The organism is Bacillus cereus group sp. Bce041, from assembly GCF_052646455.1.
The window spans coordinates 85,536-103,816 of the sequence record NZ_JBQXON010000012.1; the positions used below are offsets into that span (position 1 = coordinate 85,536).

The following is an 18,281-nucleotide window of genomic DNA, read 5'->3' on the forward strand; positions in this document are numbered from 1 at the left end:
ATGGAAATAGTAAAAGATAGTTCTCTTATTCAAAATGAAATTGAACGTTTTGTAAATAAAGATGTATATATTCATTTAGAAACGACAAACGGAGCGTATGCATCACACATAAATGAAAAGATGATGACAGTTGGTGCTTTCATTCGAAATGCGATTATCCGTTTTGAACGCGGGAAGATAACTGGAACAAATCCATACCGAGTTGGTCTGAAAATGGATCACGGTTGGGTATATGCTGAAGGTATTACGCACTGGGAAGTAGACGATCAAGAGCGTTTATTATTAGCTGGACATGATAATTTAGGTCGTCTAGCAGTTGCACTTGAGTTAAGCTTAACACCATTTAAGTAAGAAGGAGGGAAACTTATGGAGAGACATGTACTTGTTGTATTTCCGCATCCAGATGATGAAGCATATGCTGCGGGAGGAACAATTCGCTTATTAACAGATCAAGGAGTACCTGTAACATATGCATGTGGTACTCTAGGACAAATGGGACGTAACATGGGTAAGAACGTATTCGCTAACCGTGAAACGATTCCACATATCCGTAAGAAAGAATTGAAAGATGCTTGTGAAGCGATGGGTATTAAAGATTTAAGAATGCTTGGCTTCCATGATAAAACGTTAGAATTTGAAGATGTTGATTTCGTTGCTGACAAAATTCAAGCAATCATTCAAGAAGTAAATCCATCTCGAATTATTACATTTTATCCAGAGCACGGTGTACATCCAGATCATAATGCATTTGGCCGCGCTGTCGTTCGCGCTGTATCACGTATGCCAAAAGAAGAGCGCCCAGTTATTCATGCTGTTGCGATTACGAAAAATCGTGAAGCAGTATTAGGAGAACCGGATGTTGTAAATAACATTAGTGAAGTATTTGATCATAAATTAACTGCATTAGGTGCGCACCGTTCACAAACAGAAGCAATGCTTGAAGACACGCATGCAAAAATAAAAAACAAAGATGCAGCAACATTAAAATGGCTGCAATTTGAACAGTTTTGGACTTATAAATGGGAGTAGGCTAGAAGGATATCTTCTAGTTGCTCTTACATAGAAAAAGCGCCGTCACTTGTGATGGCGCTTTTTCTTGTTGAAGACTATATATTTTTTAGGGTGCTTCAAAATTTTTAAATTAACGTGCAGTATAGCCTCCATCAACAAGAAGTGTTGTGCCGTTAACAAAACTAGCATCATCACTTGCTAAAAATAAGACAGCTTTAGCGACTTCTTCTGGTGTTCCAAGTCTGCCTTGTGGATGAAGTGAAGCTAAATATTCTTTCTGTTGAGGATTAACACTACCTAGTAAAGGGGTGTCAATATAACCAGGGCACACCGCGTTAATACGTATTCCATATTTAGCGTAGGCAGTACATAAATTTTGAGTTAATAGTTTCACACCACCTTTTGCAGAGGAGTATGCTGTTGGTGTAGGTAATGAAACAAAACTATGAATCGAACCAGCGTTAACGATGACACCACCTGTACCTTGTTTAAGAAATTGTTCAATCGAATATTTATCAGAAAGGAATACCCCAGACAAATTAATATCAATAGTTCTTTTCCACTTTTCATAGGATAATTCGTTTGCCGGTGCATCATCAGCAACGCCGGCATTGGCATACATAATATCTAATTTACCGTATGTACTTACTGTCTCATGAATTAGCTGTTTAATATCTGCCTCTTTTGTTACATCGGTTTTAATAAATAATGTATTATATCCATGTGCATTCAATTCATCTGATAGTTCTTTTCCACGTTCAGAAAAGTCAGCAATAACTACTTTTGCACCTTCTTCGATAAAAAGACGAACAGTAGATTCGCCAATTCCACTTGCACCACCAGTTATGATTGCTACTTTGTCTTTTAATTTCATATAAACCTCTCCATTCATTAATGAATTTAAGTCGAATTTTTAAATCTTGTTACTAAACTATTAACCTTAAATAGTAAGTAGATAGAAGAAAAAAGCTCGCGTTTACTTAATCGTGAGAGTGCTATTTTTTCTTTAGTGTACTTTTTGATACAGTTATGGACGAAAATATTAATTTGGTCAATTTTATCATTAGATTGAATATTTGGTAAAGAGCTCTCGAACAGAGCGAGTAAGGATGTTGAAAAAGTAAAATAAACATTCAGTATTATTTGTAGGGTAAGGAACAAAGGGGAGAGATGCATAACGAAAACTACTACTCTAGTTAAATAGGAAAAAGCCTTGCAGGGGGGCAAGGCTTTAAACAGGGTATTAAAAATGATTGATTTATTAAGAATAACTTCTTCTTGTGAATAAACTAATTTTAGCATAATAACTCATATATATGTGTTACGAATTTGTGAATAAAAACTCAATGATAAAAGTATGAGTGAAAGGAAATAATGTATTTGAAATATGCATTATTACACAAAGTTAAGTTGAAATAGGGGATTTGTATATGTAATTTCTTTTTGCATTTAATTCTTTAGAACTGATTTTTAATAATGTATATGAGAAGCGTATATTTTGAATTATTTAATAGAATAATATATATTTATATTGATTTAATGATTTTAGTTTGTTAAAAATGGGGAAATCGATATGAAGGTTAAATTTGCCGTAATAAAAGATGAGAATTTTGATTGTAGTTTATTGGAAACAAAATTATTGAAAACTTTTAAAGAAGTAGATTGTGAAGCAGATATTGTAAAGGTTGAGGATGAAATTTTTGAAAACAATGATATACAAACGTATTTATCAGAAATAACCATTCATGTTACTGGAAAAAATATTGGATATAGATCCGTTTCAGCCAGTATATTTATTGTTCTAGAGAGTTTATCAATACAGCTATTTCGTATTCATATTAGTATACTTTAAACAGTTCAAAAAGTGGCTTCTTCAGAAAATCATACTGATTATATGGAGTTGTAAATATGAAAACAATAGAAATTATCGTAGGTGCTCCCGAATGTTGGATTGCACCTTGTTTGTTGTTAAATAAACAAGGGATTCCTTTTTTAATTTATCTTAACGCTGATTTATATAGAAGATAGGAAACATATGAATAATTCAATTAGATTGTACAAATAATTTGGTACGCGGATGTACGCAATGTATTCACAGGTAAGAGGGTTGTCTCATAATATATATAGATTTTTCTATTAAGATGAACAGAGGGTGTGAATATATGGAAGATGTTTACGCTAAAATTGACAGTCTCAAGGCGGAGCAAAAAGAAATTATGAGAGACATTCGTGCTTTAGAAACGCGTACTACTATTAATGAGAAAGATATAGCAACAATCAATAAGCAATTAGAAAAAATAAGTACAAACACAACTTGGATTTTGCGAATTATTATTAGTGCGATAATAATGTCAGTTTTAGGATTAATATTAAAAGGGATGATTTAAAAGAAAGAGGGGAGCTCCCTCTTTCTTTTATGTAAATGAGAAGCTATAAATTTTCCGTTTCCCCTTCATCTGCATACTTATCCTCTAAGGAAATTAATAGAGGGATTGATATAGTTACAAGAATGATTAAAGTAGTTATAAAAGATTTAGAAAGAGAAAAAGAACTTTCAATTAAAGGTGATAAAAACTTGAATGAAAGTATGCTTGTTATTAAGGAAATTACTAAAAAGCTCAAAAGAGATATATTTTTATTCTTTATAGATGTCTCTATAAAGTCTTTAACACAGGTTATTACGACAAATATAGTTAATATGATAAGAGAAACAAAATAATGTGTTAAATTCGTCATACTAATAGTAGGATCGTCTATTATGTAAGCAAGTAACTTAGATACTAATATTCCTCCAAACAATAAAATAATAAAAGCAAGTAATCCTTCCGATATATAAGTGCTGAAATTGCCTTTCTTGTTAAAGAGTTTATAGTTTAGAGTAGATTGGGTTATTTGAATTAGGAATAGGGTAATAATCCATACATAATATACAAATGGTAATTCTCCTGAGAATAGAGAAATTAGAAAGTTTACTACTGTCCTTAAAATTTCAATCATTACGAAAGGCCTCCAGTTTGTAAGCTTGTGACATTAAAATATGCTAGTCTATCGTTTAATAATTAAACTTACGAATTCAAACTATTTCTAATTATTCCATAAAAAGGTGACTGCATCAAGTTATCTTTTTAACAATCCTCCAAGGCCGAGCACTAGTAAAAGAAACGCAGTATGTAATATAATTGAAAAAGTATATTTAAAAATCGATGTTAATATTACCCTCCTATAAGTATTAACATACGTAATTGAGGTGTTTTCTTTGTTGTTTTATGAACGGATTTCTATAATGGCCCCTCCTGTTCCGTAGCTAAGGAAAGTCTTTTTATTTCTGAGATTTTCAAAGTTATAGGAGGGTATGAAAAATGAAAAAAGTCTCAGTACCATCACTTTTGTTAATGATTGTTCTTGTCGCATTTCCGCAAATTAGTGAAACGATTTACACACCGTCTTTACCAGACATTTCAAAGGCGTTACATGTAAGTAATAATGAGGTGCAGTTAACACTTAGTGTGTATTTTGCTGGTTTTGCGTTAGGTGTATTTTTTATTGGGTGGTTATCAGATATAATTGGTCGTCGCCGGGCGATGTTACTTGGAATTGTCGTATATGGCGCTGGGAGTTTCTTATGCTATATTGCAAGTTCCATTGAAGTTTTATTGATAAGTCGTTTTATTCAAGCGTTTGGAGCAAGTGCAGGATCCGTGGTTACACAAACGATTCTTCGGGAAAGTGTAGAAGGGCATAAGCGGCATGTTATGTTTGCTCAAATCTCGGCAGTCATTGCTTTTACACCAGCGATAGGACCGTTAATTGGTGGCTTTCTTGATCAAATGTTTGGATTTAAAATAGTATTTTTAAGTTTAGTAGTTATGAGTATCGGTATTTTTCTGTATACGTTTGTTTCTCTCCCTGAAACAAAAACGGTCTCAGTAACGAATAAAATAAATGTATTTTCAGTCTCGAAGAGGTTAATTACAAATCCGAAAGTGGTAACATATGGGCTGTTAATTGGAGGAGCAAATGGTGTTTTATTTAGCTATTATGCAGAAGCGCCGTTTATCTTTATTGAATATTTTCAATTATCGCCTAGTATGTATGGATTTCTAGGAATTGTTGTTGCATCTGCTTCTATTGTTGGAGCGAAAATTTCAAAACGTTTACTTGCTACTTATAAACCAGAGAAAATTATATATATCGGTTGTCTCGTAATGACAGGGGGAGCTATCCTTTTATCTGTTATTACGTTTATTGGATTAAATCCGAATGTAATATATATGGTTGTATTTTTAATAGCAATGTTTATATTGTTATTAGGGATTGGAGTAGCGTTACCTAACTGTTTAAGTTTAGCGTTAGTAGATTTTCAAGATGTCATTGGTACAGCAGGTGCATTGTTTAGTTTAGGGTACTATGTAATTGTAACGATGACAATTTTGGGAATGAGTCAGCTGCATACAGGCTCGTTACTAGTGATGCCACTTTATTTTCTGGTTATTGTAGTTATAATGGTAGTGTTTACTAGGGTATTTATCTTTGGTAAGCAAACTTCGAAATCGATTTAAATATGAAATTGTAAAAGAGTCTCATTTTTTAATGAGACTCTTTTATATTTTGGCTGGTGTAAAGAAGTTAGTAGTTTATTAATATATTAAATTTCTCATTGGTATATAAATCGAATGTGTGGGAAATTACGTTATTAACTATAAAGGTTGAAGTATTTGACATATGAAACCGAGGAAGATATACTTTCCTCGGTTATTTATATTGTAATAATATTCATGCCGGAATCATATTGAATAGATGTATTTTATTGTTAATTTAGTTAAAAATTAATCAGACTTATGTATAATAATTTATTGAAAAAATAATTGAATTTTTCAGATTAATGAATTAATATAAGGTAAGTAATTTTAAGATTTATAGAATATTGGAAGATGAAAGGTTTTGAGAATTTTATTAGGAGCGCAAAACGATTTTAGGATAGCTTTAAAGCTAGTGTAAAATGACGTTTGCTTCATCATTTTCAGGGCCGAAAGGAATTAGGGGAAAGCATCTTGTGTTAAAATGCGGCTATGAATCATCTAAGAGGGGGAAGTGAAGTGGCAAACAAAGAATTGAAAAGAGGTTTAGAAGCACGTCATATTCAAATGATTGCTTTAGGCGGAACGATTGGTGTTGGTTTGTTTATGGGGTCAGCCAGCACAATTAAATGGACAGGTCCGTCAGTAATGCTTGCTTATGCCATTGCAGGTATTTTTATCTTCTTCATCATGCGTGCCATGGGAGAAATGTTGTATATGGAGCCAAGTACAGGCTCATTTGCGACGTTCGGTCATAAGTATATTCACCCGTTAGCTGGTTATATGACAGCGTGGAGTAACTGGTTCCAGTGGGTTATCGTTGGGATGTCAGAAATTATCGCGGTTGGAGCATATATGCAATATTGGTTCCCGGATTTACCAGCTTGGATACCAGGTATAATCGCAATGGTTATTCTTGGTGCAGCTAACTTAATTTCAGTTAAGTCATTTGGTGAATTTGAATTTTGGTTTGCGATGATTAAAATCGTTACGATTCTATTAATGATTATTGCGGGATTTGGCCTTATTTTCTTTGGAATTGGTAACGGCGGAGAAGCGATTGGCATATCTAATCTTTGGTCAAATGGCGGTTTCTTTACAGGTGGTTTTTCAGGATTCTTCTTTGCATTATCACTTGTAGTTGGAGCGTATCAAGGTGTGGAATTAATCGGTATTACTGCTGGTGAAGCGAAGGATCCAAAGAAGACACTTACAAGAGCGATTCAAAGTACAATTTGGCGTATTTTAATTTTCTACATCGGTGCTATTTTCGTTATTGTAACTGTGTATCCGTGGGATCAATTAAGTACAATTGGTAGCCCGTTCGTAGCGACTTTTGCGAAAGTTGGTATTACGGCAGCAGCTGGACTTATTAACTTTGTTGTTATTACAGCAGCAATGTCTGGTTGTAATAGTGGTATTTATAGTGCTGGTCGTATGCTTTATACGTTAGGTGTAAATGGACAAGCACCGAAATATTTTACGAAACTTTCTGGAAATGGTGTACCTTTATTTGGTACAGTTGGCGTAATTATCGGTCTGGCGGTTGGTGTTGTTTTAAGTTACATCGCACCGAAAAACTTATTCGTATATGTATATAGTGCGAGTGTACTTCCTGGTATGGTACCATGGTTTGTCATTTTAATTAGTCAAATTAATTTTAGAAAAGAAAAGGGAGCAGAGATGAAAGATCATCCATTCAAAATGCCATTTGCTCCTGTAACAAACTATTTAACGATTGCCTTTTTAATTATGGTATTAATCGGAATGTGGTTTAACGATGATACTCGTATTTCATTAGTTGTAGGTATTATTTTCTTAGCTATCGTTACAATTAGTTTCTATGCTTTCGGAATAGGAAAGCGAGCTCCGTTAGACGTTCAAAATAATAAAGAGATTTCAAGTAAATAAAGAAAAGGCTGTTCATCTGGAACAGCCTTTTCTTATTGTTGCTATTTGTCGATAAATCGATATAGCTTGACGAATCGTTGATATAATTTGATTTATGATAGATATATTTGAAAAATCGTTGATATATTGTACGTTATGATAGATATATTCGAAAAATCGTTGATATATTGTACGTTATGATAGATATATTCGAAAAATCGTTAATATAGTTTCACATACTATCTGTCACTATCATGATTAAAATCTCTCTAATACGATTTTCCCAATGGTGTGCCCGCTTTCAAGTAGTGCATGTGCTTTCTTTTAGTTTTCAGCGTTAATCGGTGTTAATGTTTCATTTTTATGTAAGCTGTACTGATAGTCTAGAAGGAGTTTATTTCTAAAAAGAAGAATTTTTTATTGTATTACTTTATCCCAAACTAAATGTAAAGGTGGATACATAATGACAGTAAAGAAGCTTTATTTCATCCCAGCAGGTCGTTGTATGTTAGATCATTCTTCTGTTAATGGTACACTCGCGCCGGGGAATTTATTGAACTTACCTGTATGGTGTTATCTTTTGGAGACAGAAGAGGGGCCTATTTTAGTAGATACAGGTATGCCAGAAAGTGCAGTTAATAATGAAGGGCTTTTTAACGGTACATTTGTTGAAGGACAGATTTTACCGAAAATGACTGAAGAAGATAGAATCGTGAATATATTAAAGCGTGTAGGGTATGAGCCGGACGACCTTTTATATATTATTAGTTCTCACTTACATTTTGATCATGCAGGAGGAAACGGTGCTTTTACAAATACACCGATTATTGTGCAGCGAACGGAATATGAGGCAGCACTTCATAGAGAAGAATATATGAAAGAATGTATATTACCGCATTTGAACTACAAAATTATTGAAGGGGATTATGAAGTGGTACCAGGTGTTCAATTATTGTATACGCCAGGTCATTCTCCAGGCCATCAGTCGCTATTCATTGAGACGGAGCAATCCGGTTCAGTTTTATTAACAATTGATGCATCGTACACGAAAGAGAATTTTGAAGATGAAGTGCCGTTCGCAGGATTTGATCCAGAATTAGCTTTATCTTCAATTAAACGTTTAAAAGGAGTTGTGGCGAAAGAGAAACCAATTGTTTTCTTTGGTCATGATATAGAGCAGGAAAAGGGTTGTAGAGTGTTCCCTGAGTATATATAGTGCAAAAAGTCATGAGTTCGCGTGCTCATGACTTTTTCGTTTAAATAATTTTTTTAAATAAATTATAAACTTTTTTTGAACTATCTTCGTTTAACTGATAGTACGTAAGGTTTACATCATCAGGAGTATCTTGCTGAGCAATCATCACTTCGCTGCTGTGATGATCAACTACCCATATGAAATATTTTTTATAAGTTCCATCCTCGAAAGTAATCCACATATCACAATCTATTAAGTCTGATCCTTCTTCATCTAATGTTAATTTACCTTTTTTTGCGGTATTCATACTGTTAATAAACGTTTTTAATTCATCTGTTTTTGTGAGAAAGATATCCTGTTTTGTTTTAATTGATTCGACATGTATATCTTTTATTTCCTGTTTACCTAAAAAAACAGAGGGCTCATTTGGATCTCGCGAGCTTGAAATAATAGTAGCTTTCTTTTTCGGCTTATTTGCAGTATAGAGATCTTGAATAGATTTTCCCGAGTTTATAAACCATGCAATTCCAGAAATAATTAATACGCTACCTAGCAATAAAATAATTTTTTTAATAGGATTTTCTCCTCTCTATTACTTCGTGTGAAGAGCTTTTCTATTAATATATGATAGGTAAGCGTAAAGTATTATAGTTGAACTTGGTTATGCTTCACAGTTTTTATCGGGCGATCTATGAGTAAATTGTAAGTGAGCCCAATTAATACGAAAATGCCACCGATAACTTTACCAATTGAGAGTTCATTTGTCAGGAAGAAATCAATAATAGTCCCCGCAAATAATTGTCCGATAAAGATGAGTAATGTTAAATAAAAGGCTGATATTTTAGGAGTAATATAGTTGGATAATGAAATAACGATAACTCCTACTAATCCGCCTAAGTATACGGCGATAGGAATAGATTGCAACTTATGAATAGGGATATACAATGAATCTGAACTGAAAATTAAAAATAACATAGAGAAAAATAATCCAGTAATATAATTGAAAAACGTGCCTTCCCAGTTTCCAATTTCCTTTGCTAAATTCGCGTTAATAATTCTAGCAACAACGATAGAAACACCAGCTAAAATAGCGATCGTAATATATAACATTTTCTTGCCCCCATTAATAAATTGTCATGATTATAATTCCAGAAGAGATGAAACATAATCCAATTAGTTTTTTCTTTTCAAACTTTGCAACTTTCATTCCTAATAAGCCGAAATGATCAATAACGATGGAAGCAATAGATTGACCGAGTAAACTTAATGCGATCGTAATAGAAGCACCAAGGACGGAGAAACTTATATTGTTAAAAAGAACAGTGAATACTCCAATCGCTCCAGCGCTATATAAAAAAAGTGGAATACTTTTATCGAAACGAATTTTATTTTTGTTTATGATTAAAATGAAGATAACTGCAATTAAACCGACAAGGTGAATGACCACGCTTGCTGTGTACTTGCCAATTAACTCAGATAAAATTCCATTCAATGGAAGCATAACGGCGATGAGCACACCAATAAAGACAGAAAGAAAGTTATACAATGTAATATCCCCTTTGTATTTCATATTTGTAATGACTGTATCATGCTGAAATTGTGTATTGTTATGACATATGTCATAGTGGAAGAAGAAAATTTTGATTACAATGGGGATGAGTTGTAAAGGTGGGGAACTATGAAGAAAGTATGTAATTCTATTAAATTAGCAGAGTATATGAAGAAAAATAATATTGATTCATTTTTTAGTCATGATATGAAGCCATATATGAAACTTATATTTTTTAAAAAGAATGAGTTTATTTGTAGAGAAAATGAAGAGATAGATTATTTATTTTTCTTCGTTGAAGGAAAAGCGAAAGCGTTTAATACATTAAGTAACGGGAAATCTGTATTATTATGCTTTTATGATAGCTTGCAGCTGTTAGGAGATGTGGAGTTAATTCATTCTCAAAAGACAACTTCAAACGTACAAGTGATGGCAGATTCATATTGTGTTGGTTTGCCTTTAGGGAAAGTGAGAAATCAACTATTTAATGATGCGAAATTTTTACGATGTATTTGCGGATCGTTAGCGCATAAGTTAAATCGGCTTTCAAAAAATAGTACAATTAATTTACTATATCCTCTTGAAAATAGACTTGCGAGTTACATGTTAGCAGCAGGAGAACGGGCAGTACAGCACGGAAATAGAATTGTATTTAGTGGGAATTTAACGGAAACAGCGGAATTGTTAGGAACGAGCTATCGGCATTTGTTGCGCACATTAAATGTTTTTTGTGATAAAGAGATAATAAAGAAGAATGATGGTTGTTTTGAAGTAGTAAACGTGGAAGTTTTGAGAGAATTGGCAGCAGATGTTTATAAATAGGAGGAGAGTATAAATGATAACACCTATATTTAGAATTTTTGATATTGAAAAAGCAAAACTATTTTACTTAGGTTTTTTAGGATTTAAACTGGATTGGGAACATCGGTATGAGGAAAATATGCCATTATATTTGCAAATTTCGTTACAGGATGCTGTGATACATTTATCAGAACATCATGGTGATGCCTCACCAGGTGGTGCGATTCGGATCAAAATAGATGATGTAAAGGATTATCATTCTGTAGTATTAAGTAAAGAATATGCTTATTCGAAGCCGAATATAGAAAAAACACCTTGGGGTACAATTGAATTAACCGTAATTGATCCGTTTTCAAATAGAATTACACTATACGAGGAAAAATTGTAGAAATGGAATGAAGAGTAGTTCATAGAGCAGTGAACTGCTCTTTTTTATTTTGAGTAGATATTGAATCATATAAAAAGAAAATGTTATGATTATGGAAACGTATGAATATATGAACAAGTATTCATGCGTTTAAGAAGAGGAGGGATTAGAATGAAAGATCTAATTATTATTGGGGCGGGTCAAGCTGGATTAACAATGGGATATTACTTGAAGCAAGAAGGGCATAATTTTTTATTACTTGAGGCAGGAAAACGAGTTGGTGATTCATGGAGAAATCGATATGATTCTTTGCAGCTTTTTACCCCAAGGTCTTACAGTAGCTTGCCGGGTATGGCGTTAATAGGTGAAAAAAATGAATTTCCATATAAAGATGAAATTGCAACTTATTTAGAAGAATATGCAAGACATTTTCAATTACCGGTACAATTACAAACGGAAGTTCTAAAAATAAAGAAAGAAAAAGAAATATTTGAATTACATACTCCTACAGAAATTTTACAAACGAAAAAAGTTATTATCGCATCAGGTGCTTTTCAGCAACCGTTTATTCCCTCAGTTTCAGCAAATCTATCATCACATATTTTTCAAATACATTCATCACAATATAAATCACCATCACAAATTCCTAAGGGAAAAGTACTAGTAGTAGGTGGTGGGAATTCAGGAATGCAAATTGCAGTAGAACTGGCAAAGACTCATGAAGTTACGGTGTCTATTAGTCATCCTTTAACGTTTTTACCGTTACAACTTTTTGGAAAAAGTATTTTTAATCTGCTAGAAAAAGTGGGTTTATTGTACGCTGAAATAAATACAAAGAGGGGAAGATGGTTTCAGAAGAGAAAGGACCCTATTTTCGGTTTTGAAGGTAAGAAACTTATTCGTAATGGAGCAATCAAACTGCAAGAAAAAGTAGTAAGTGCATCAAGAAATAACATTATGTTTCAGAATGGTGATACTTATAGTGCAGAAAGCATTATATGGTCAACTGGTTTTGTTCAAAATTATAATTGGATTGAAATTGAACAGGCAGTGAATGAGAAAGGATTTCCTAATCATATAAAGGGAATCAGTCCAGTAAAAGGATTGTATTATATCGGTTTACCATGGCAATCTCAAAGGGGTTCCGCACTTATTTGTGGTGTAGGAAAGGATGCAGAGTATGTACTTTCTGAAATCAAAAAAATAGATCAGTAGCAATAACTACTGATCATCCATATGTACATGAATTAGGAGAGGTCAAACATTTATTAACTTTATTATAATAGATTTTCATAGGATTAAAAACTGAAAATTCAAATTTAATGTTGAGAAAGTTTTTTGTATCGAAATATATGAAAAAATAGGGATTTTTATTAAAACAGAAAAAGATATTTCTATTTTAGTAAATTATGATATAGTCTAAATAAGTGTGTTTTTCCATAAATGTAATTATTTTCATTGTAATTTTGTTTATATGAGGGAAGGAGAAGTAATTATGAAGTTTGATGATCAACGCTTACTAGGAGTCCGATTAGGTTCTGTACTTGTGACAGAGGAAAATCAATATTTAGTAATTAAGAAAAAAGATCATTATGCACTGTTAAATATACATAATTTAGAATGCACTCATGTTGAAGTGCAGTTAGAACATTTGGAAGAAATGTTGCGGGAAGATTTCCAAGAAAGTATAACGGAGATTATCGCACCAGAACATATAAAAATTGTTGCGAAAAATGTTATATAGATAAAGAAGCTGGAAGGAACAGCTTCTTTATTTTCATTATAAGGATAACGTTTTTACAACCTCACCAATGATCCCTTCCATTTGATGAACACCTAAATCGGAATTAGTCATAATAACAGCACCATTCCCGCAGTATGGATAACAAACCATCATACATTGAAATCCAACGCCCCATCCGAGTGAATAAATCTGTAATTCTTCATTAGAATCATCTAGAAAAAAACCTAATCCAGTCCATTTTGAGCAACCTTGAGGAGAAATCATGTCTATTACTAATTTTTGAGAAAGTTTTAGTTTGCCCTTTCCTTGTAAGGAATGAATGATTTCAATAACTAAAGCTGATAAGTCAGTTGGTGTTGTCCAAATACCTGAAGCAGCTGCGAATGGATAAAATGGATACTTCTCATTTGTTACAGTTCTATCTTTATTATGTCCGCAAGCAAAAACATCGGTTTTATCTATGTCTTTTGGAGAAAAAAGTGTACTATTTTTCATTTGTAATGGCTGGAAGATGTGTTCTTCTAATAACTGACTAAATGATCTTCCTGTAATATCTTCTAGTAGTAGTTCGATTATACAAAAGTTTGCGTCTGAGTAGTGAAATTCACTTTCTGGTTTATAAGTTACCTCTATAGGTACGGGGCAATATAGTGTTTTACCGGAAAGGAGCTCAGACATATTAGGTAAGCCTTTTGCAGGTGTATAATGTTCAAAACTATTAGGTGGATCAATGAGTCCAGATTGATGGCTTAATAAGTTTCTCAAAGTGATGCTTTTTTGTGAAGTAAATAGATTAGTAGGAATGTTCCAAGATGTGAGTTTATCATTTACGTCTTCGTCTAAATGCAAGATTTCTTGATCTGATAACATTAGTACGAGCATTGTAGTGATGAATTTGCTGATAGAACAAGAATTAAAGAGAGAATTTGTAGTAACAGCTCTAGTTGTTCCAGCTTCAAGTGTTCCAAAGGCAGTCGCTTCATCTAGTTTGCCATTACATATAACAGCGAGGCTTAAACCTGCAACGGAATATTGGTTCATTTTCTCGTATATATTGCTACTTTTTAAGTTCATGGTGACTCCTTTCTTTAAAGACAGAATAGTATTTTTATTATACAGTAGTAAAAAAAAGAAAACACTTCGTCATTCACCAATGAAGTGTTTTCTTTTTTAGTTAGTTTGAAGTGAACTTTTGAAAAAATTTGTCTCGGTACATGTACATAACCCATGAGATTGTTATTAAAGAAATGATGATTTGTTTGTTTTTAATTGGTGCATTGAAAACAAGCCAACCAACTATATCAAATAACAAATGTAGCACGATTGAAAGAACTACAAATTGAAGTAACGTATTTAAAAATCTTTTCATAAAGTGTCCCCCTAAAATAATAGGTTTTATTAACAGTTTGATATAGTGATATTATACATTAAATGTGTATTGTGGTAAAATTTACATAAGTTAGTGGAATAAAGTAAATGAAAGTTAGTAAGGGGGGAACATTCATGGAATTCTGGATGGTTATACTGATAGTAGCTGTTGGTTTCATTTATATCGCTGAAAAATTAACTACAATTGAAAAGAAAAATGATGCGCGTTTAAAGAGAATTGAAGATAGATTACAATTAATTACGAAAGAAATGGGAATTATAGAAAGAGAACCTGAAATTAATAAAGAACTACGCCAGCTTGTAGAAGAAGGCAAAAAAATTACAGCAGTTAAGAGAGTAAGAGAAGCTTTTAGTTTTTCCTTACTAGAAGCGAAGCAATATGTTGATAAATTATAAAAAAGATCATCCATTTGGGTGATCTTTTTTACTGCACCATGCGTGTATTTACATAAGCCGCGATTATAAAGTGTCCAATTATATGGAACAAACATTTGAGATAAATTGTCTAATATAGGTAATAACTATTTAGCTTGAAAGAAAGGGTTGATAACATGAAAAAGAATACGTTGTTAAAAGTAGGATTATGTGTAGGTTTACTAGGAACAATTCAATTTGTTAGCACAATTTCTTCTGTACAAGCATCACAAAAGGTAGAGAAAACAGTAATAAAAAATGAGACGGGAACCATTTCAATATCTCAGTTAAACAAGAATGTATGGGTTCATACGGAGTTAGGTTATTTTAATGGAGAAGCAGTTCCTTCGAACGGTCTAGTTCTTAATACTACTAAAGGACTAGTGCTTGTTGATTCTTCTTGGGATAACAAATTAACGAAGGAACTAATGGAAATGGTAGAAAAGAAATTTCAGAAGCGCATAACGGATGTCATTATTACACATGCGCACGCTGATCGAATTGGCGGAATAAAAACGTTGAAAGAAAGAGGAATTAAAGCGCATAGTACAGCATTAACCGCAGAACTAGCAAAGAACAGTGGATATGAAGAGCCGCTTGGAGATTTACAAATAATTACGAGTTTGAAGTTTGGCAATACAAAAGTAGAAACGTTCTATCCAGGGAAAGGACATACAGAAGATAATATTGTTGTTTGGTTGCCACAATATCAAATTTTAGCTGGAGGCTGTTTAGTAAAATCTGCGGAAGCTAAAGATTTAGGAAATGTTGCGGATGCGTATGTAAATGAATGGTCTACATCGATTGAGAATGTGCTGAAGCGATATGGAAATATAAATTCGGTAGTACCTGGTCATGGAGAAGTAGGAGACAAGGGATTACTTTTACATACATTGGATTTATTAAAATAAGAAATTGTAGAAATACAAAAGAAAGGAGAAATAATTTTCTCCTTTCTTTCTTTCTTCTAACTATATTTAAATGCTGAATCTGTCGATTACGTCAGCATATATTACTGAGATTTTAATTCCAAGTATACAAATACTAGTACTGTCATAATTGCAATAACAACGTAAGTAGCATCAAGCATTATAAGTGTTTTTAAAGTTTCAGTCATCGTAATTCACCCCTGTTATAAAAATATAACATGATCTTTTTATTGATTAGATTAGAGATCATAAAGATAAAATGTATATGAAATTTCTTAAGTAGCTTCTATATAAATATATCATATAAATAATGTAAGTAATGTTAAGATAGTGTAAATGTATTGTAAATAAAGAGGTTTACAATGAAGGCTTTAATAAAAAAATGATAGTTCCTTAAAATAAAAAATACGCTATTTTCATATGAGATGAATTGCAATTATTTGTATAAGGGATTCAAAAAAATTTTTTTGTTGTATATATTTCTCCAAATTAATTATTTAGCTATTTAAAAGTATCGAAAGATGTGTGCACACTAATGTATATTTTTTGGATGTCAATAAAAGTATTATGTCAACAATATGAACTGTCACAAATCTTTATATATTATTGTGATTGATATCACATCACTTTTTTTCAATGGGTATTATGCTTAAGGTGTAATGAATGATTGGGAGAGGGTGGGATGATATGTTTTGTTATCAATGTGAACAAACGCCAACAGGCGGATGTAAAGTAATGGGTGTTTGTGGCAAGAATGAAACGATTGCGAGTCTACAAGATACGATTGTGTTTGGGCTAAAAGGAATTGCAGCTTATCGCACACATGCTGCTCAGCTAGGGTATACGGATGGATTTGTAGATGCTACAACACAAGAAGCTTTATATATGACATTAACAAATTCTAATTTTAACGAACAAGAGCATATTGATATGGCTATGAAAGTGGGGAAATCAGCTTTACAGGTGATGGAATTATTAGATGAGGCACATACGAATCATTTTGGTGTGCCAGAACCTGTACAAATTACACAAAATCGTGTAGAAGGTAAAGCAATTGTAGTTACGGGCCATAATTTATTTGCATTAGAAGAACTATTAAAGCAAACAGAAGGAAAAGACATTAATATTTATACGCATTCTGAAATGCTACCAGCACACGGATACCCGCAACTGAAAAAATATAAACATTTAAAAGGAAACATCGGTAAGGCATGGTATGATCAAAGACGCCTTTTTGAAAAATTTACTGGTGCCATATTAGCTACAACGAACTGTGTTATGCCAATTAAAGGATCATACTCTGATCGATTCTTTTCATATGACATTGCAGGTTTAGAGGGTGTACAAAAAATTGAAAATGATGATTTTACACCATTGATTCAAAAAGCACTAGAACTTTCAGAAGTACATATGGAGTCGGATGAACAGTTAGTAACAGGGTTTCATCATAATACAGTATTATCATTAGCTCCGGAAATTATTAATGCAGTAAAAGAGGGGAAGATAAAGCGTTTCTTTGTTATTACCGGTTGTGATGCACCGGGAAAAGGTGGAGAATATTATCGTGAATTAGCAACGTCACTTCCGCCAGAAACAGTTATTTTAACAACTTCTTGCGGGAAATTCCGCTTTAATGATGTGGATTACGGTGTTGTACCTGGTACCGAGATTCCGCGCTACATCGACTTAGGACAATGTAATAATTCCATTTCTACAGTGAAAATAGCAGCTGCATTAGCTGATGCTTTCCAATGTGAAGTGAATGAATTGCCAGTAAGTATTGTGCTATCATGGTTTGAACAAAAAGCGGTTGCCATTTTACTCGGGCTATTTAGTCTTGGAATTCAAGATATTCGCATCGGTCCAAAGGCTCCTGAATTTATTTCACCTGGCGTGCTTGATGTATTACAAGAAACATTTGGTTTAAAACTAATTACAAATGCAGCAGAAGACATGGCTATGATGTTATCGTAACGGAAAAGATGTTTTCACTTAATTGTGGCTTTATAAATCATTTGTATGTGTGTGAGTAAACACACATACAAATGATTATTAATAAAGAAAATCGCTATATCTATAAAATTTATAGAGCTTTTAAAGTATAACACCACATGCCCATCACCTTAAGATTTTAAGTATCCCCAAAACGAAATTTCTACATGAATATCTATAATTTTACCTCTTTTTCATTTGATTTGAAAATAAGCTTTCTATTTTTAAAAACCAACGATACCACCTCAAATTATAGGAATAAAATCCATTCATTTATTAGGAAAATGGATTGAAAATAATAAGGTAGACTAAAAAGTAAAATATTATTTATGATAATCATTCTTTTATAAAATTTAAATTGGAAATAGCCCTACTCATTTTGATTGCGCATTTTCAAAATGGAGGGGCTTTTTTTACTGTAAA

At 32.8% G+C, this 18,281-nt stretch carries 21 protein-coding genes; 14 read left to right on the plus strand and 7 right to left on the minus strand.

All coding sequences use genetic code 11. The features are described from left to right. Both ACUN13_RS25890 and bshB2 read left to right on the plus strand, forming a co-directional pair. Positions 1–351, plus strand: coding sequence for a YojF family protein (locus ACUN13_RS25890; protein WP_000407045.1), 351 nt, complete (start codon positions 1–3; stop codon positions 349–351). A 15-nt stretch (positions 352–366) separates the two neighbouring features. Continuing rightward, positions 367–1,029 (plus strand): bacillithiol biosynthesis deacetylase BshB2, encoded by a 663-nt coding sequence (gene bshB2 / locus ACUN13_RS25895; protein ID WP_445424017.1) that lies wholly within the window; start codon positions 367–369, stop codon positions 1,027–1,029. 112 nt (positions 1,030–1,141) lie between these two features. Here bshB2 and ACUN13_RS25900 read toward each other — a convergent pair whose 3' ends face one another. Further along, complete coding sequence (locus ACUN13_RS25900; RefSeq protein ID WP_000768018.1) at positions 1,142–1,885, minus strand: SDR family NAD(P)-dependent oxidoreductase; 744 nt, start codon at positions 1,883–1,885, stop codon at positions 1,142–1,144. A 699-nt stretch (positions 1,886–2,584) separates the two neighbouring features. On the opposite strand from ACUN13_RS25900, the gene ACUN13_RS25905 reads away from it, so the two are divergent. Next, complete coding sequence (locus ACUN13_RS25905; protein WP_000865005.1) at positions 2,585–2,863, plus strand: hypothetical protein; 279 nt, start codon at positions 2,585–2,587, stop codon at positions 2,861–2,863. A gap of 310 nt (positions 2,864–3,173) precedes the next feature. Next, the gene (locus ACUN13_RS25910) at positions 3,174–3,398 is read left to right on the plus strand and encodes a hemolysin XhlA family protein (protein WP_000390461.1); all 225 of its coding nucleotides are present in this window, start codon (positions 3,174–3,176) and stop codon (positions 3,396–3,398) included. A gap of 43 nt (positions 3,399–3,441) precedes the next feature. On the opposite strand, the gene ACUN13_RS25915 is transcribed toward ACUN13_RS25910, so the two are convergent. After that, positions 3,442–4,008: a DUF5823 family protein gene (locus tag ACUN13_RS25915; RefSeq protein WP_322371679.1), complete on the minus strand. Its 567-nt coding sequence runs from the start codon at positions 4,006–4,008 to the stop codon at positions 3,442–3,444. A gap of 362 nt (positions 4,009–4,370) precedes the next feature. Between ACUN13_RS25915 and ACUN13_RS25920 the strand changes: the two genes are divergently transcribed. From ACUN13_RS25920 to aiiA, 3 genes are all read left to right on the plus strand, one after another. Beyond that, positions 4,371–5,570 carry a multidrug effflux MFS transporter gene (locus ACUN13_RS25920; RefSeq protein ID WP_000758017.1) on the plus strand — a complete coding sequence of 400 codons (1,200 nt, stop codon included), beginning with the start codon at positions 4,371–4,373 and terminating at the stop codon, positions 5,568–5,570. Between the two features lie 537 nt (positions 5,571–6,107). Continuing rightward, the gene (locus ACUN13_RS25925) at positions 6,108–7,499 is read left to right on the plus strand and encodes an amino acid permease (RefSeq protein WP_001284404.1); all 1,392 of its coding nucleotides are present in this window, start codon (positions 6,108–6,110) and stop codon (positions 7,497–7,499) included. Between the two features lie 442 nt (positions 7,500–7,941). Next, positions 7,942–8,694, plus strand: coding sequence for a quorum-quenching N-acyl homoserine lactonase AiiA (gene aiiA / locus ACUN13_RS25930; RefSeq protein WP_000216574.1), 753 nt, complete (start codon positions 7,942–7,944; stop codon positions 8,692–8,694). A 40-nt stretch (positions 8,695–8,734) separates the two neighbouring features. On the opposite strand, the gene ACUN13_RS25935 is transcribed toward aiiA, so the two are convergent. From ACUN13_RS25935 to ACUN13_RS25945, 3 genes are all read right to left on the minus strand, one after another. Further along, positions 8,735–9,229 (minus strand): hypothetical protein, encoded by a 495-nt coding sequence (locus tag ACUN13_RS25935; RefSeq protein ID WP_000901702.1) that lies wholly within the window; start codon positions 9,227–9,229, stop codon positions 8,735–8,737. A gap of 89 nt (positions 9,230–9,318) precedes the next feature. After that, positions 9,319–9,783: a DMT family transporter gene (locus ACUN13_RS25940; RefSeq protein ID WP_000965811.1), complete on the minus strand. Its 465-nt coding sequence runs from the start codon at positions 9,781–9,783 to the stop codon at positions 9,319–9,321. A 13-nt stretch (positions 9,784–9,796) separates the two neighbouring features. Further along, positions 9,797–10,243: a DMT family transporter gene (locus ACUN13_RS25945; protein ID WP_002039063.1), complete on the minus strand. Its 447-nt coding sequence runs from the start codon at positions 10,241–10,243 to the stop codon at positions 9,797–9,799. 108 nt (positions 10,244–10,351) lie between these two features. Here ACUN13_RS25945 and yeiL point away from each other — a divergent pair, with 108 nt between their 5' ends. The 4 genes from yeiL to ACUN13_RS25965 all read left to right on the plus strand — a co-directional run bounded on the left by yeiL (position 10,352) and on the right by ACUN13_RS25965 (position 13,134). Next, on the plus strand, positions 10,352–11,044 hold the full coding sequence (gene yeiL, locus ACUN13_RS25950) for a transcriptional regulator YeiL (protein WP_000754835.1): 693 nt from the start codon (positions 10,352–10,354) through the stop codon (positions 11,042–11,044). 13 nt (positions 11,045–11,057) lie between these two features. Further along, a complete protein-coding gene (locus ACUN13_RS25955; protein WP_000632406.1) occupies positions 11,058–11,411 on the plus strand; it encodes a glyoxalase superfamily protein in 354 nt (117 codons plus the stop codon). A gap of 150 nt (positions 11,412–11,561) precedes the next feature. After that, positions 11,562–12,605 carry a flavin-containing monooxygenase gene (locus ACUN13_RS25960; protein WP_000653862.1) on the plus strand — a complete coding sequence of 348 codons (1,044 nt, stop codon included), beginning with the start codon at positions 11,562–11,564 and terminating at the stop codon, positions 12,603–12,605. A 280-nt stretch (positions 12,606–12,885) separates the two neighbouring features. Next, positions 12,886–13,134, plus strand: coding sequence for a hypothetical protein (locus tag ACUN13_RS25965; RefSeq protein ID WP_000666948.1), 249 nt, complete (start codon positions 12,886–12,888; stop codon positions 13,132–13,134). 36 nt (positions 13,135–13,170) lie between these two features. On the opposite strand, the gene ACUN13_RS25970 is transcribed toward ACUN13_RS25965, so the two are convergent. Continuing rightward, a complete protein-coding gene (locus ACUN13_RS25970; RefSeq protein WP_001050186.1) occupies positions 13,171–14,208 on the minus strand; it encodes a serine hydrolase domain-containing protein in 1,038 nt (345 codons plus the stop codon). Positions 14,209–14,308: 100 nt separating this feature from the next. Next, the gene (locus tag ACUN13_RS25975) at positions 14,309–14,503 is read right to left on the minus strand and encodes a hypothetical protein (protein ID WP_000819660.1); all 195 of its coding nucleotides are present in this window, start codon (positions 14,501–14,503) and stop codon (positions 14,309–14,311) included. Between the two features lie 134 nt (positions 14,504–14,637). On the opposite strand from ACUN13_RS25975, the gene ACUN13_RS25980 reads away from it, so the two are divergent. From ACUN13_RS25980 to hcp, 3 genes are all read left to right on the plus strand, one after another. Beyond that, the gene (locus tag ACUN13_RS25980; protein WP_000397725.1) at positions 14,638–14,919 is read left to right on the plus strand and encodes a hypothetical protein; all 282 of its coding nucleotides are present in this window, start codon (positions 14,638–14,640) and stop codon (positions 14,917–14,919) included. A 155-nt stretch (positions 14,920–15,074) separates the two neighbouring features. Continuing rightward, the gene (gene bla2 / locus ACUN13_RS25985; RefSeq protein WP_000742478.1) at positions 15,075–15,848 is read left to right on the plus strand and encodes a BcII family subclass B1 metallo-beta-lactamase; all 774 of its coding nucleotides are present in this window, start codon (positions 15,075–15,077) and stop codon (positions 15,846–15,848) included. A 705-nt stretch (positions 15,849–16,553) separates the two neighbouring features. Continuing rightward, positions 16,554–17,840 (plus strand): hydroxylamine reductase, encoded by a 1,287-nt coding sequence (gene hcp / locus ACUN13_RS25990; RefSeq protein ID WP_445424018.1) that lies wholly within the window; start codon positions 16,554–16,556, stop codon positions 17,838–17,840. The last annotated feature ends 441 nt before the right edge of the window (positions 17,841–18,281 follow it).

Bases quoted from the DNA above. Each gene is read 5' to 3' on its own strand.
- ACUN13_RS25905 (WP_000865005.1), top strand. From the start codon at position 2,585: ATGAAGGTTAAATTTGCCGTAATAAAAGATGAGAATTTTGATTGTAGT.
- ACUN13_RS25900 (WP_000768018.1), bottom strand. From the start codon at position 1,885: ATGAAATTAAAAGACAAAGTAGCAATCATAACTGGTGGTGCAAGTGGA.
- ACUN13_RS25940 (WP_000965811.1), bottom strand. From the start codon at position 9,783: ATGTTATATATTACGATCGCTATTTTAGCTGGTGTTTCTATCGTTGTT.
- hcp (WP_445424018.1), top strand. From the start codon at position 16,554: ATGTTTTGTTATCAATGTGAACAAACGCCAACAGGCGGATGTAAAGTA.
- ACUN13_RS25915 (WP_322371679.1), bottom strand. From the start codon at position 4,008: ATGATTGAAATTTTAAGGACAGTAGTAAACTTTCTAATTTCTCTATTC.
- ACUN13_RS25945 (WP_002039063.1), bottom strand. From the start codon at position 10,243: ATGAAATACAAAGGGGATATTACATTGTATAACTTTCTTTCTGTCTTT.
- ACUN13_RS25980 (WP_000397725.1), top strand. From the start codon at position 14,638: ATGGAATTCTGGATGGTTATACTGATAGTAGCTGTTGGTTTCATTTAT.
- ACUN13_RS25910 (WP_000390461.1), top strand. From the start codon at position 3,174: ATGGAAGATGTTTACGCTAAAATTGACAGTCTCAAGGCGGAGCAAAAA.
- ACUN13_RS25960 (WP_000653862.1), top strand. From the start codon at position 11,562: ATGAAAGATCTAATTATTATTGGGGCGGGTCAAGCTGGATTAACAATG.
- bshB2 (WP_445424017.1), top strand. From the start codon at position 367: ATGGAGAGACATGTACTTGTTGTATTTCCGCATCCAGATGATGAAGCA.
- ACUN13_RS25920 (WP_000758017.1), top strand. From the start codon at position 4,371: ATGAAAAAAGTCTCAGTACCATCACTTTTGTTAATGATTGTTCTTGTC.
- bla2 (WP_000742478.1), top strand. From the start codon at position 15,075: ATGAAAAAGAATACGTTGTTAAAAGTAGGATTATGTGTAGGTTTACTA.
- ACUN13_RS25890 (WP_000407045.1), top strand. From the start codon at position 1: ATGGAAATAGTAAAAGATAGTTCTCTTATTCAAAATGAAATTGAACGT.
- ACUN13_RS25965 (WP_000666948.1), top strand. From the start codon at position 12,886: ATGAAGTTTGATGATCAACGCTTACTAGGAGTCCGATTAGGTTCTGTA.
- ACUN13_RS25975 (WP_000819660.1), bottom strand. From the start codon at position 14,503: ATGAAAAGATTTTTAAATACGTTACTTCAATTTGTAGTTCTTTCAATC.
- ACUN13_RS25970 (WP_001050186.1), bottom strand. From the start codon at position 14,208: ATGAACTTAAAAAGTAGCAATATATACGAGAAAATGAACCAATATTCC.
- ACUN13_RS25955 (WP_000632406.1), top strand. From the start codon at position 11,058: ATGATAACACCTATATTTAGAATTTTTGATATTGAAAAAGCAAAACTA.
- yeiL (WP_000754835.1), top strand. From the start codon at position 10,352: ATGAAGAAAGTATGTAATTCTATTAAATTAGCAGAGTATATGAAGAAA.
- aiiA (WP_000216574.1), top strand. From the start codon at position 7,942: ATGACAGTAAAGAAGCTTTATTTCATCCCAGCAGGTCGTTGTATGTTA.